Raw genomic sequence first — 13658 nt, forward strand, 5'->3', positions numbered from 1 at the left:
GGGTCATCCGCGCGCGCCCGTTGTCCGCATACCTTCCGGTCTGGCACCGGGTGCGCTCTTCCGACAGACTAGATCCCAGGTCGGCGGCGCTGCCGACCTGTTGCACCCGAGAGGACCACCGACGATATGAACAACGACACCACCACAAGCGGGTTGACGTTCGACATCCAGCTCTCCGACCGGCGGAAGACCCCGCGCGAACGAGAGGAACTGCTGGAGAATCCCGGGTTCGGCCAGGTGTTCACCGACCACATGGTGACCATCCGTTACACCGAGGGCAAGGGCTGGCACGGCGCGAGGCTGGAGCCGTACGGCCCGCTGAGCCTGGACCCGGCGACCGCCTCCCTGCACTACGCCCAGGAGATCTTCGAGGGCCTGAAGGCCTACCGCCACCCGGACGGCTCCCTGGCCTCCTTCCGGCCCGACGCCAACGCGGCGCGGTTCAACCGGAGCGCGGCCCGCATGGCGATGCCGGAGCTGCCCGAGGACCTCTTCCTGCGGTCGATCGAGCTCCTCCTCGAACACGACGGCGACTGGGTTCCGAGCAAGCCCGACTTCAGCCTCTACCTGCGCCCCTTCATGATCGCGACGGACGTCGGCCTGGGGGTGAACCACCCGTCCCGCAGCTACCTCTACCTCCTGATCGCGTCACCGGTCGGCTCCTACTTCTCCGGCGGCGTCAAGCCGGTGACCGTCTGGCTGTCGAAGGACTTCACGCGGGCCGCGCCGGGCGGGACCGGCGCCGCCAAGTTCGCGGGCAACTACGCGGCCAGCTTCCTCGCCCAGGCGCAGGCGGTCGAGAAGGGCTGCGACCAGGTGGTCTGGCTCGACGCCCGCGAGCACCGCTGGGTCGAGGAGATGGGCGGCATGAACCTGTGGTTCGTGTTCGGCTCCGGTGAGGACGCGCGCCTGCGCACACCCCCGCTGACCGGGACGCTGCTGCCGGGCATCACCCGCGAGTCCCTGCTGCGGATGGCGCCCGACCTGGGCTACGGGGCCGAGGAGGCGCCGCTGTCCGTCGAGGAGTGGCGGGAGGCCGCGGAGTCCGGCGAGATCACCGAGGTGTTCGCCTGCGGCACCGCCGCGGTGATCACCCCCGTCGGCTTCGTCCGGAGCGACGACGGCGAGTTCCGCATCGGCGACGGCACCCCCGGCCCCGTCACGATGCGCCTGCGCGAGGAGCTCGTGGGCGTCCAGACCGGCCAGCGCGCCGACAAGTACGGGTGGGTCGCCCGCTTCTAGGGTCCGGCCGCTCAGTGGTCCCACCGCGGGCCGTCCGGAGCCCCGGGCGGCCCGTCGCCGTGCCGGCCGGAGCCGTGTCGGGGGAGGGGCGGAACGTCCGGTAAGAGAAATCACAGTCTCGTAGAGTGAGACATTCCGTGCGTGAACTCGGAGGACGCCATCCCCGTGTGGCACACTGGCCCCATGCCGTCTCAGGTTCTCATTATCGTGAGGCGCGCTGGCTGACCGACTGCCCACCCACGCCGGGACAGTCCACACGGACCCTGCCAGCGCGCTGACCTCTCGTGTCCACGAGGGGTCTTTTTTGTTGGTCGGGCCGGTGCCCCGGCGTCCACCTTCGGGAGTACCACCCATGAGGGATGACGGTTTCCACGTCTTCGACACCACGCTGCGCGACGGCGCCCAGCGTGAGGGGATCAATCTTCGGGTCTCCGACAAGCTGGCCATCGCGCAGCTGCTCGACGACTTCGGGGTGGGGTTCATCGAGGGCGGGTGGCCGGGGGCCAACCCCAAGGACACCGAGTTCTTCCAGCGGGCTTCACGAGAGCTCACGCTGAAGCACGCGCGACTCACCGCGTTCGGCGCGACCCGCCGGGCCGGTGTGAGGGCCGCCGACGACCCACAGGTGGCCGCTCTGCGCGACAGCGGCGCACCGGTCGTCACCCTTGTCGCCAAGAGTGACGGCCGGCACGTCGAACGGGCCCTGCGCACCACCCTGCCCGAGAACCTCGCCATGATCGCCGACACGGTGTCCCACCTGCGCGAACACGGCCAACGGGTGTTCGTGGACTGCGAGCACTTCTTCGACGGCTACCTCCACGACCCGGCGCACGCGCTCGACGTCGTGCGCACGGCCGCCGAGGCCGGGGCCGACGTGGTCGTGCTGTGCGACACCAACGGCGGCATGCTCCCGGCCGACGTCGCCCGCGTGGTGACCGGGGTTCGGGAGGCCACCGGGGTCCGCCTGGGCATCCACGCCCAGGACGACACCGGCTGCGCCGTCGCCAACACCCTCGCCGCGGTCGAGGCCGGCGCCACTCACGTGCAGTGCACCGCCAACGGCTACGGCGAGCGGGTCGGCAACGCCAACCTGTTCTCCGTCGTCGGCGCGCTCACCCTCAAACAGGGCCGCGACGTCCTTCCCGAGGACTGCCTGCCGGAGATGACGCGGGTGGCGACCGCGATCGCCGAGATCGTCAACCTCGCCCCGGACACCCACCAGCCCTACGTGGGCGTGTCCGCGTTCGCGCACAAGGCCGGGCTGCACGCCTCCGCGATCAAGGTCGACCCGGACCTGTACCAGCACACCGACCCCGCGTTGGTCGGCAACCGCATGCGCATGCTGGTCTCCGACATGGCCGGGCGCGCGTCGATCGAGCTCAAGGCCAAGGAGCTGGGGCTGGACCTGGGCGGCGACCGCGAGCTGTCGGGGCGCGTCGTGGACCGGGTCAAGGGGCTGGAGCTGTCCGGGTACAGCTTCGAGGCCGCCGACGCCTCGCTGGAGCTGCTGCTGCGGGAGGAGCTGGGATCCCCGGTCCGGTACTTCGACACCGAGTCCTGGCGGGTCATCACCGAGCGGCGCCCCACCAGCGGGGCCAGCCCGCTGGACGACAGCTACGAGAGCCTCACCGAGGCCACGGTCAAGCTCAAGGTGAAGGGCGAGCGGGTGATCGCCACGGCCGAGGGCAACGGCCCCGTCAACGCGCTCGACCGCGCGCTGCGCAGCGCGCTGGAGGGCGTGTACACGGCGCTGGCCGGGTTGGAGCTGACCGACTACAAGGTCCGCATCCTGGAGGGCAGCTCCGGCACCAACGCCATCACGCGGATCCTGATCAGCTTCAGCGACGGCACGGGGGAGTGGACGACGGTGGGCGTGGGTCCGAACGTCGTCGACGCGTCCTGGGTGGCGCTCGAACAGGCCGTCACGTACGGCCTCCTGCGGCAGGGCTACCCGCGGAGCTGAGGCCGGCGGGAGGCCCGAAGCGGTACGGCCTCAGCCGTTCTCCGGGTGCACCCACCCGTTGGGCTCGCACCCCTGGAGGCTCAGCGTCTGCTGCTGCATCACCGGCGCGGGTTCGCCCTCGCCGGGGCAGAAGACGTGGCCGCGCCCCAGGGTGTGCCCCACCTCGTGGTTGATCAGGTAGATCCGGTAGGTCTCCAGGTCGCCGTCGAAGTGCTCCACGCCCGACACCCACCGGTTCTGGTTGATGACGGCGCGGTTCCCGCTCGCACACGAGACGAAGCCGTTGGTGCGCAACGGCGCGCACAGGCGGTCGACGGTGTCCGGGGCGGCCAGGAGCACCCGGAAGTCGGCGTCGTCCCCGTCCACCCGCTGGAGCGACCGCTCGCCGTGGTTGCCCCAGCTGCGGGGGTCGCCGAGGATCTCCTCGACGGCCGCGACGAAGTCCTCGGCCTCCCCCGGCAGACCCTTCTCCACCTCGACGGCGAAGGTCAGCAGCGGACCCTCGCCCATGACCTCGCCCTCGCCGCCCATGATCCGCACCTCACCGTCGGCGGTGTCGACCTCCTCCTCGACCGCGCGGAGCAGGACGGGAACGTCCTCGTCGGCCTCCGGCCCGGCGGCGGCCTCCTCGTCGGCCCCGGGCTCCGCGGTCGGACCGACGGTGGCGGTGGCGCTCGCGGAGCCCTCCGGCGCGGAACGGCGCTCGGTGCCGGCCTCGCCCGCACCCTCCTCCAGGAGCGCGGTCGCGCCGGTCTCGGCCGGAGCGGCCAGGCCGCCCGGTTCGGGCACGGCGACCATGAGGACCACGGAGGCCCCGGAGACGAGGCACAGGCCGAGCGCGAGCCCCATCGGGTACCGGCGGCGCCGGCGGTGCCGGGCTCGGGATCCCCTGCGTGATGCGGACATGGGCACTGGCTGCAACCTCTCGACAACGGACGTCCCTTCCAGGATGCCAGAGGCTGCCCGGAATCCGGGCCAAGGCGGCGCACCGGAAGCCCGACGGGGGAGGGGATGCCGTTCGATCGGCGCGATGGCGTGTGCTCACGGCGGTCCGCGCGGTTACCCTTCAACCGCAAGTGAGTCGACGGGGGTGCTGGGAGGCATCAGGTGCGCATCGCACGTTTCGCGTCCGGGGACGAGGTCGGTTTCGGCCTGGTGGAGACCGACACCGACAGCGGGGAGGAGTTCGTCGCCCGGCTCAACGGCCACCCCCTGCTGGGTGACATCGCGCCGACCGGCGAGCGCGCCAAGCTGTCCGACGTCCGGCTCCTGTCCCCCGTCCTGCCCACCAAGGTGGTCTGCGTCGGCAAGAACTACGCCGACCACGTCGAGGAGATGCGCGACGTGACGGGCGAGCCCACGGAGGAACCCGTGGTCTTCCTCAAGCCCTCCACCTCGGTGACCGGTCCCCAGGACCCGATCTTCCACCCCGCGGTCTCCGAGGAGATCCACTACGAGGGCGAACTGGCCCTCGTCATCTCCCGGCCGTGCCGCGAGGTTCCCCGCGAGCGCGCCAAGGACGTGGTCTTCGGCTACACGGTCGCCAACGACGTCACCGCCCGCGACCTCCAGAAGAGGGACAAGCAGTGGACGCGGGCGAAGGGCTTCGACTCCTTCTGCCCCCTCGGCCCCTGGATCACCACCGGCCTGACCGTCGAGGAGGCCCAGAACCTGGCGCTGGCCACCACGGTCGACGGGGAGGTCCGGCAGGAGGGCCACACCTCCCGGCTCATCCACGACATCCCGGCCGTCATCGAGTACGTCACCTCGTTCATGACCCTGCTCCCCGGCGACGTCGTCCTCACCGGCACCCCGGCGGGCGTGGGCCGGGTGCGGGTCGGCCAGGAGGTCGCGGTGACCGTCGAGCGGCTCGGCACCATCCGCAACCGCGTGGTCGCGCGCGACTGACCCGCCGCCTCCCTCCGGGCGGGCCGCGGTCGCACACCTCCCGGCCCCGGCTCCGGGCACGTCCGCGGGTCGGCGGTACGCTCTCCGTACCGCCGACCCCGGGAAACGGGAGGATCCCCTGTGGCCACGCTCCGACGTCCGGCTCCGCTCGCGATCGCGGGGGTGCTGGCCGTCGTGCTCGTCGTGCTGGGCGCGGGCGTGTGGGCCCTCACCCGGTACGGATCCGACGACCGCGACCCCGTGCAGGAGGCCCCCGTGCGCGAACCCAGCCGCGTCATGATCGCGGGCGACTCCATGACGCAGGGCGCCGACGGCGACTGGACCTGGCGTTACCGCCTGTGGAACCATCTCGCCGCGCACGTCGAGGACCTGGACTTCGTCGGCCCCTACTCCGCCCCCGCCACGCGGGACATGATGTTCCCGGTGCCGACCGCCGAGGACGACGCCACGGAGGCCCCGGGGGAGCCGACCGACCCGCCGGCGACCGCGTGGCCCGGCACGGACGGCGACCCGGCAGCCGTCGAGTACCGGGACCCCTCCTTCGACCAGGACCACAACGCGCTGTGGGGGCGCACCCTGCTCGACGCGACCGGCTCCATCGAGGAGGAGGTCAGGGTCCACCAGCCTGACGTGCTGTGCGTCATGATCGGCGTCAACGACCTGCTCTGGCCGGTGGAGACCGAGGAGATGGAGCGGCGCCTGCGCGACTACGTGGAGGCGGCGCGGCGCGGCAACCCGAACCTGCGCGTCGTGATCGCCGAGGCCCTTCCCATCGCCCTCGCCGAGACCGACGAGGGGTTCGCGCTGCGCGTGTACGCCTACAACGAGGTGGTCCGCGCGGTCGCCGCCGGACTGTCCACGGACGCCTCCCCGGTGGTCGCCGTGGACATAGCCGGGTCGCACGGCTGGGACCCGGCCGTCGACGCCTACGACGGAACCCACCCCAGTGCCGAGGGCGAGCTGAAGATCGCCGCCGCCTTCGCCGACGTCCTCTCGCAGCGGTTCGGGATGGGCCCCGCCTACCCCCGACCGCTGCCGTCCGGGACCTGACGCCCCTGTCACCGACGCCGACCAGCGGTGTTCCGGGAGCGGCCGCCCGCCCCCGATACCCTGGTGACCGTGACTGAGACTCCTATTCGCACCCGATTCGCCCCGTCCCCCACGGGCATGTTCCACGTCGGCGGCGCCCGCTCCGCGCTGTTCAACTGGGCCCTGGCCCAGCAGGACCCCGGGGGCCGCATGGTCCTGCGCGTCGAGGACACCGACGCGGCCCGCAACCGCCCGGAGTGGACCGACGGCATCATCCGCGCGCTGGCCTGGCTGGGGATCAGCGACGCCGACCCGCACTTCGAGGGACCCTACTTCCAGTCCTCCTACGCCGACCAGCACCGTGAGACCGCCGAGCGGCTCCGGGAGCAGGGCCGCGCCTACTTCTGCGACTGCACCCGCGAGCAGGTCCAGGAGCGCCGGGACAACCCCAACCTGGGCTACGACGGGTTCTGCCGCGACCGCGCCCTGGGGCCCGGACCGGGCCGCGCGCTGCGGTTCCGCGTGCCCGAGGGCGGTCCCACGGTCGTCGAGGACCGGATCCGCGGCAGCGTGGAGTTCGACCACGCCTCCATCGAGGACTTCGTGATCGCCCGTGCCGACGGCTCCCCGCTGTTCGTCCTGGCGAACGTGGTCGACGACGTCGAGATGGGCATCACGCACGTCATCCGCGGCGAGGAGCACCTGTCCAACACCCCCAAGCAGCAGCTGCTGTGGGAGGCGCTGGACCTGGTCCCGCCGACGTGGGCGCACCTGCCCGTCATCGTCAACGAGCAGCGCAAGAAGCTCTCCAAGCGCCGCGACAAGGTCGCCCTGGAGTCCTACCAGGACGAGGGCTATCTGGCGGAGGCGATGGTCAACTACCTCATGCTGCTGGGCTGGGCGCCGGGCGACGACCGCGAGATCATGCCGTGGGAGGAGATGCGGCCGCTGTTCCGGGTGGAGGACGTCAACGGCTCCAGCGCGTTCTTCGACGAGAAGAAGCTGCGGGCCTTCAACGGCGAGTACATCCGCGCCCTGGACCTGGACGACTTCGTCCAGCGCTGCCAGCCCTGGCTGACCGGTGGGGCCGCGCCCTGGGACCCGGCCGACTTCGACCCGGCGGTGTTCCGCGCGGTGGCCCCGCTCGCGCAGAGCCGCGTCGCCGTGCTCAGCGAGATCGTGCCCAACGTGGACTTCCTCTTCCTCGCGGAGCCCGTGGAGGACGAGAAGAGCTGGACCAAGGCGATGAAGCCGGGCGTGGGCAGGGAGATGCTGGAGGCGGCCCAGGACCGCTTCGCCGACCCGGCCCAGGAGTGGACCGCCGAGGCCCTGAAGACCGCCACGGAGGAGGCCGGCGCCGCACTGGGGCTCAAGCTCGGCAAGGCCCAGGCCCCCGTGCGCGTGGCCGTGACCGGACGCACGGTCGGCCTGCCGCTGTTCGAGTCGCTGGAGGTGCTCGGCCGCGACCGCGTCCTCGCGAGGATCGGAAGCGCCCTGGAACGGCTCCGCGCCGAGGAGAAGGACGCCGCGCGGGAGTGAACGGACGGGGTGGCCGGATCCACAGCCTGGTCACCCCGATTTCGGTTCGCGAGCACTCTGGATGTCCGCTAGAGTTAACGACGTCGCCGAGGGGGACAGGGAAGCGAAAGCGTCCAGGTCCTTCCGAAAGCACTGGGGTATGGTGTAATCGGCAGCACGACTGATTCTGGTTCAGTTAGTCTAGGTTCGAGTCCTGGTACCCCAGCTCCGGCATCACGGTTCTCCGTGATCCGTGCGGGTCATCGACCCGAACGTGCGCCCCCGTCGTCTAGTGGCCTAGGACGCCGCCCTCTCAAGGCGGTAACGGCGGTTCGAATCCGCTCGGGGGTACGACAGGGAGAGGCTCCCACAATGTGGGAGCTTTTCCTCTGGTCGGCGCTTGTCGTCGATGTCCGGTTCGGGCGGGTATCGTGGTTTTCACGGTCGCGCTTGGACCGTCCGAGGCCCCCGTCGTCTAGTGGCCTAGGACGCCGCCCTCTCAAGGCGGTAACGGCGGTTCGAATCCGCTCGGGGGTACACGTCAGGAAGGCCCCGCTCCGTGCGAGCGGGGCCTTCGCCGTGTCCGGGGGCCGACCGGAGGGTCAGTCCGCGCCGTTCCCGGCCAGCAGCGCCGTTCTCGCCCGATCGCCGTCGGGCGCGCCGCACGCGGCCACCATGGCGACCAGCTGGTCGAGCAGCAGGTCAGCCAGGTCCTCCAGCGGCATCGGGCGCTCCTCCAGCCACACCAGCACCGCGGTCTCCACCGACGCCGTCCAGCAGCGCAGGGCCAGGAGCACGCGCGGCGAGGGGTCGTCGATCCCGACCCGGTCGAGGATCATCGTGCGCACCCGGTCGCGCACACGGTCGATCTCGGCCTCGGTCTCCTCCGTCGCGATGACCGAACCGCCGCGCAGCAGCGCCCGGTACGAGGGCGCGTAGGCCTCCGCGAAGGAGACGAACGTCCGCAGCGGCACGCGCAGCTGCTCCAGGGGCGGCAGGTCCCCGGCGGGGGCGAGCCGGGGCAGCAGCTCGGCCGTCGCCTGCTCCAGGGCGGCCCGCCGCAGCTCCGCCATGTTCGGGAAGTACCGGTAGACCAGCGCCCGGGAGACGTCGGCCTCCTCCGCGACGTCCTCGGGGGTGACGTCTCCGGGAGGGCGCCGCGCGAACACGCGCAGTGCCGTCCGGATCAGGTCGTCGCGGCGTTCGTGCGGCGCCATGCGGCGGGGTCGCCGCCGGGTCTCCGGCGAGTCCGCCGGGACCTCCGACCGTGTGGTCACCCGCGCCTGGTGACGGCCGGTCCTGTGGGACACCACGGTCGTCATGACCTCCTGAGGACGTGTCGCGCGCGGGCGTGCGCCCGGCGGCCCGTGCGGAGACGGGCCCGGGCCTCCGGGCACCGGGTCCCCGCCCCTCGAACCTACCGCCCGGACGCGGGGGCCGGCGCCCGCGGTCACGGTCCTCAGAGGTCGACGACCAGCCGTTCGCCCTCCCGTGCGCGCGACACGCACAGCGCGAACCCCTCTCCGCGCGGGGAGCCGCCGGTCGGGCGGTCCCGGTGGTCGGGAACGCCCGCGAGCAGCCGTACGCGGCAGGTGCCGCAGAAGCCCTGGCGGCAGGAGTACGGGGTCTCCGGACGCACCCGGCGGACCGCCTCCAACGCCGTCTCTCCGGCCGGGACGGACAGCACGGGGCCGTCGTGGCCCAGGCGCACCTCGAACGGCGCGCCGCCGACGATCGGCGCGGGGGCGAACCGTTCGGTGAACAACGGTGTGTCGGCGGGGACCCGTGCGCGGACCGCGCCGATCAGCGCCGGCGGACCGTCCCACCGGCGCACGTGCGGCAGGTCGTCGTCGAGCCAGTAGGCGTCGTCCCCGGTGACGACGAGGATCTCCTCGAACTTCACGCCGATGTCGCGGAAGCCGATGTGCGGTTCGACCGCCCACATGCCGGGGGTGGCGGGGTGCGCGGAGACGTCCCCGTCGGCCCACAGCGGTGAGCGGTGGTGCGCGCGCTCGACGACGAGGTCGCCGACGAGGGTCTGGAGCGAGCGGATCCCGAAGCCCGCGACGACCGCTCGGGGGAGCCGGGAGCGCACCCTGCCGACCCGGTGGGCGATGACGCGGCCCGGATACACCCGGTGGCGGTTGTCGTAGCCCTGGTCGCGGATGAGGGCGTCGACGGCGCGGTAGACGTCCTGGAGGGTGTCGCCCGCGCGGACCCGCTCGACGATGAGGCGGCGGTGTGCGCGCAGGTCGTCCATGAGGCGGTCGTGCAGGGGGTTGTCGCCGAGGTAGCCGGAGTAGCCGATGTCGGCGACGCAGCCGTCGCGGACGGGCGCGCAGTCGAGGATGAACGGCATCCCCTCCTCGAGCGCGCGGCGGGTCGGAAAGTACTGCGGGGGCGCCCTGAAGCCGCGGAAGGCGGTGCGGTCGCCGAACCAGGCGAACGGGGTGTGGAACCAGTCCTGGACTCCGTGTGCCTCCAGGTGGACGCGGATGCGGCGGGCCGCCTCGCGTTCGGTGACGCCGGGTTCGAGGCCGGCCGCGACGTCGCCGGCGGCCTGGTAGGCGAGCCGTTGGAGCTCGCGGAAGGCGTCGAGTTCGGCCTGAGGGGGTGTGTTCTCAGTCACTTTCGTGTGAGACATGCTGTCATGTTAGACGGGATGTCAATAAGTGTCCACGGTCCGGTCGGCCCGCGGGAGCACGGAAACGACCGCGCCCGCCGGGGTGCGGCGGGCGCGGTCGGTGGCTGTCGTGTTCCGGTTCTGGCGGCGGTGGCCGGTCTGGCGGGGGACCGCGGGCGGAGGGCTTCCGTCGCGGCCCCGGGCGGAGGCGGGCGGCGGCGGGCCGCGGCCGCCGCCCCTAACGCCCCTCGTACGTGTGCAGCGACTCACTGATCTTCTCGGCGGCCGACAGCACCGCCTGGGAGTGCATCCGTCCGGGTGAGCGGGTCAGGCGCTCTATCGGGCCGGAGACCGAGACGGCGGCGATCACCCGGCCGCCCGGGCCGGACACGGGAGCCGACACCGACGCGACGCCCTGCTCGCGCTCGGCGACGCTCTGGGCCCACCGGCGGCGTCGCACCTGGGCGAGGCTGGCCGCGGTGAACCGGGCGCCCACGAGGGAGCGGCGGATGCGGTCGGGGTCCTCCCAGGCGAGCAGCACCTGGGCTGCCGAACCGGCGTTCATCGGGAGCTCGCTGCCGACCGGCACGGTGTCCCGGAGGCCGCTGGTGCGCTCCGAGGCGGCCACGCAGACCCGCAGGTCGCCCTGGCGGCGGTAGAGCTGGGCGCTCTCCCCGGTCAGGTCGCGCAGCTGGACGAGCACGGGCGCGGCCACGGCCAGGAGCCGGTCCTCGCCGGTGGCGATGGAGAGCTCTCCCAGGCGCGGACCCAGCACGAAACGGCCCTGGCTGTCGCGGGTGACCATGCGGTGCCGCTCCAGGGCGACGGCCAGGCGGTGGGCGGTGGGCCGTGCCAGGCCGGTGATCTGAACCAGCTGGGCCAGGGACGCCGGGCCCGACTCCAGGGCGTCGAGGACCGACATTGTCTTGTCCAGCACACCGACGCCGCTGGATGAGCTAGAGTTGTCCATGGCTTGATATTGCCGTCTCGAAATATGGAATGCAAGTCAGCCCGAACGTCCGCGCTGGGTCCACCACCGTCCGGACCCGAGACGAAGAACGAGAGAGGCGATCGCCCATGGCACGCACGATGGCCGAGAAGGTCTGGGAGGAGCACGTCGTCCGACGTGCCGACGGCGAGCCGGATCTGCTCTACATCGACCTCCACCTGGTGCACGAGGTGACCAGCCCGCAGGCCTTCGAGGGGCTGCGCCTGGCGGGTCGGTCCGTGCGGCGTCCCGACCTCACCATCGCGACCGAGGACCACAACGTCCCCACCCAGAACCTGCTGGCCCCGATCGCCGACCCCGTCTCCCGCAAGCAGGTCGAGACCCTGCGCAAGAACTGCTCGGACTTCGGCGTGCGCCTGCACCCGATGGGCGACATCGAGCAGGGCGTCGTGCACGTGGTCGGCCCCCAGCTGGGCCTCACCCAGCCCGGCATGACCATCGTCTGCGGCGACAGCCACACCAGCACCCACGGAGCGTTCGGCGCGCTGGCCTTCGGCATCGGCACCAGCCAGGTCGAGCACGTGCTGGCCACCCAGACGCTGCCCATGGCCCCCTTCAAGACCATGGCCGTCACGGTGAACGGCACGCTCAGGCCGGGTGTGTCCGCCAAGGACATCATCCTCGCGGTGATCGCCAAGATCGGCACCGGCGGCGGGCAGGGCTACGTCATCGAGTACCGCGGGGAGGCCATCGAGTCGCTGTCGATGGAGGCCCGCATGACGGTGTGCAACATGTCCATCGAGGCGGGCGCCCGCGCCGGGATGATCGCCCCCGACCAGACCACGTTCGACTACGTGCGCGGGCGCGCCCACGCCCCGCAGGGCGAGGACTTCGACGCGGCCGTCGAGCACTGGACGAGCCTGCGCACCGACGAGGGCGCCGTCTTCGACGCCGAGGTGGTCCTGGACGCCGACGAGCTGAGCCCGTTCGTCACGTGGGGCACCAACCCCGGCCAGGGCGTTCCCCTGGACGCGTCCGTGCCGGACCCGGCCTCCTTCGGGGACCCCACCGCGCGCGCCGCCGCCGAGAAGGCCCTGGCCTACATGGACCTGGCCCCCGGCACGCCGATGCGCGAGGTGAGCGTCGACACCGTGTTCCTCGGCTCGTGCACCAACGGCCGGATCGAGGACCTGCGCACCGCCGCCGAGATCATCCGGGGCCGCAAGGTCGCCGACGGCGTCCGCATGCTGGTCGTCCCGGGCTCCATGCGGGTCAAGGAGCAGGCCAACGAGGAGGGGCTCGGCCGGATCTTCGAGGAGGCCGGCGCCGAGTGGCGCGAGGCCGGGTGCTCCATGTGCCTGGGCATGAACCCCGACCAGCTCAAGCCCGGCGAGCGCAGCGCCTCCACCTCCAACCGCAACTTCGAGGGCCGCCAGGGGCGCGGTGGCCGCACCCATCTGGTGTCGCCGCAGGTGGCCGCCGCGACGGCCGTGCGCGGAACGCTGTCCTCGCCCGCCGACCTGGTGTCCCGGTAGGGCCCCGACCAGCTAGGAGAGACCTGTCATGGAGAAGATCGACGTCCACACCGGTCGGGCCGTGCCGCTGCGCGCCAGCAACGTGGACACCGACCAGATCATCCCCGCCGTCTACCTCAAGCGCGTGAGCCGCACCGGCTTCGAGGACGGCCTGTTCGCCGAGTGGCGCGGGAGCGACCCGGACTTCGTCCTGAACCGGCCCGAGTACTCGGGTGCGTCCGTGCTGGTGGCCGGCCCCGACTTCGGCACCGGCTCCTCGCGCGAGCACGCCGTGTGGGCCCTGCAGGACTACGGCTTCCGCGCGGTGCTGTCGTCGCGCTTCGCCGACATCTTCCGGGGCAACTCGCTCAAGGGCGGGCTGCTGACCGTCCTGCTGCCCCAGGAGGTCATCGAGAGGCTGTGGGACATGGTCGAGGCCGACCCCGCCACCGAGGTGACCGTCGACCTGGTCGACCGCCAGGTGCGCGCCCCGGGCGTCCAGGAGGCCTTCGAGCTGGACGACTACACCCGTTGGCGGCTGATGGAGGGTCTGGACGACATCGCCCTGACGCTGCGTCACACGGACGGGATCGGGGAGTTCGAGCAGGCGCGCCAGCGCTGGCTGCCCGTGACCCTGTAGCCGCCGGATCGTGCTGTGGGCGGGGGTTGGAGGGTGGTGTGACGCAGTACACCCGCCAGCCCCCAAATATTTTACCTTTACTTGGTGTGACCGGTCGCTTGCGGACTTTGCGTCCTTAAGCGCGTCGCGTGACGTGCCCGGAATCCGGTTATACGTAGGCATTTGAGCCTCACACGCTGGGGCAAAAGGGACGCGTGGGACGGTGTCTCGTGAGCTGAGGCCACAGCCTTCCGTGACTGACCCGCAGGTGGGCACGGGCTCGACACGCCTTC

Annotated in this window: 11 protein-coding genes and 3 tRNA genes; 10 read left to right on the plus strand and 4 right to left on the minus strand. The window is 71.9% G+C overall.

The genetic code is table 11. The features are described 5' to 3' along the window. The first annotated feature begins 126 nt into the window (after positions 1-126). Together ACIBFB_RS14805 and cimA are read left to right on the plus strand one after the other, a co-directional pair. Positions 127-1242, plus strand: a complete 1116-nt coding sequence (locus ACIBFB_RS14805) for a branched-chain amino acid aminotransferase (RefSeq protein WP_397230222.1) — start codon at positions 127-129, stop codon at positions 1240-1242. 352 nt (positions 1243-1594) lie between these two features. Then, positions 1595-3205, plus strand: coding sequence for a citramalate synthase (cimA, locus tag ACIBFB_RS14810; RefSeq protein ID WP_397230224.1), 1611 nt, complete (start codon positions 1595-1597; stop codon positions 3203-3205). A 30-nt stretch (positions 3206-3235) separates the two neighbouring features. On the opposite strand, the gene ACIBFB_RS14815 is transcribed toward cimA, so the two are convergent. Continuing rightward, positions 3236-4054 (minus strand): DUF3152 domain-containing protein, encoded by an 819-nt coding sequence (locus ACIBFB_RS14815; RefSeq protein WP_397230598.1) that lies wholly within the window; start codon positions 4052-4054, stop codon positions 3236-3238. A gap of 258 nt (positions 4055-4312) precedes the next feature. Between ACIBFB_RS14815 and ACIBFB_RS14820 the strand changes: the two genes are divergently transcribed. The 6 genes from ACIBFB_RS14820 to ACIBFB_RS14845 all read left to right on the plus strand — a co-directional run bounded on the left by ACIBFB_RS14820 (position 4313) and on the right by ACIBFB_RS14845 (position 8197). After that, the gene (locus tag ACIBFB_RS14820; protein ID WP_397230226.1) at positions 4313-5113 is read left to right on the plus strand and encodes a fumarylacetoacetate hydrolase family protein; all 801 of its coding nucleotides are present in this window, start codon (positions 4313-4315) and stop codon (positions 5111-5113) included. Between the two features lie 120 nt (positions 5114-5233). Then, on the plus strand, positions 5234-6163 hold the full coding sequence (locus tag ACIBFB_RS14825) for a GDSL-type esterase/lipase family protein (RefSeq protein WP_397230228.1): 930 nt from the start codon (positions 5234-5236) through the stop codon (positions 6161-6163). Between the two features lie 69 nt (positions 6164-6232). Beyond that, positions 6233-7681: a glutamate--tRNA ligase gene (gltX, locus tag ACIBFB_RS14830; RefSeq protein ID WP_397230230.1), complete on the plus strand. Its 1449-nt coding sequence runs from the start codon at positions 6233-6235 to the stop codon at positions 7679-7681. A gap of 133 nt (positions 7682-7814) precedes the next feature. Then, positions 7815-7886: transfer RNA gene (locus ACIBFB_RS14835), tRNA-Gln, on the plus strand. 52 nt (positions 7887-7938) lie between these two features. Next, positions 7939-8011 (plus strand) — tRNA-Glu (locus ACIBFB_RS14840). Between the two features lie 113 nt (positions 8012-8124). After that, positions 8125-8197, plus strand: a tRNA-Glu gene (locus ACIBFB_RS14845). Positions 8198-8262: 65 nt separating this feature from the next. Here ACIBFB_RS14845 and ACIBFB_RS14850 read toward each other — a convergent pair. The 3 genes from ACIBFB_RS14850 to ACIBFB_RS14860 all read right to left on the minus strand — a co-directional run bounded on the left by ACIBFB_RS14850 (position 8263) and on the right by ACIBFB_RS14860 (position 11205). Then, complete coding sequence (locus ACIBFB_RS14850) at positions 8263-8877, minus strand: TetR/AcrR family transcriptional regulator (protein WP_397230600.1); 615 nt, start codon at positions 8875-8877, stop codon at positions 8263-8265. Positions 8878-9119: 242 nt separating this feature from the next. Then, the gene (locus ACIBFB_RS14855; RefSeq protein ID WP_397230232.1) at positions 9120-10304 is read right to left on the minus strand and encodes a M24 family metallopeptidase; all 1185 of its coding nucleotides are present in this window, start codon (positions 10302-10304) and stop codon (positions 9120-9122) included. 217 nt (positions 10305-10521) lie between these two features. Continuing rightward, positions 10522-11205, minus strand: a complete 684-nt coding sequence (locus ACIBFB_RS14860; RefSeq protein ID WP_397230602.1) for an IclR family transcriptional regulator — start codon at positions 11203-11205, stop codon at positions 10522-10524. A gap of 155 nt (positions 11206-11360) precedes the next feature. Here ACIBFB_RS14860 and leuC point away from each other — a divergent pair, with 155 nt between their 5' ends. Next, the gene (gene leuC / locus ACIBFB_RS14865; RefSeq protein ID WP_397230234.1) at positions 11361-12767 is read left to right on the plus strand and encodes a 3-isopropylmalate dehydratase large subunit; all 1407 of its coding nucleotides are present in this window, start codon (positions 11361-11363) and stop codon (positions 12765-12767) included. A 28-nt stretch (positions 12768-12795) separates the two neighbouring features. Next, entirely contained in the window at positions 12796-13386 is a 591-nt protein-coding gene (gene leuD, locus ACIBFB_RS14870; RefSeq protein ID WP_397230236.1) for a 3-isopropylmalate dehydratase small subunit, read from the plus strand. Positions 13387-13658 lie beyond the last annotated feature (272 nt).

Origin of the sequence: Nocardiopsis sp. NPDC050513 (assembly GCF_044457925.1) — a bacterium.
Taxonomy (GTDB): domain Bacteria; phylum Actinomycetota; class Actinomycetes; order Streptosporangiales; family Streptosporangiaceae; genus Nocardiopsis.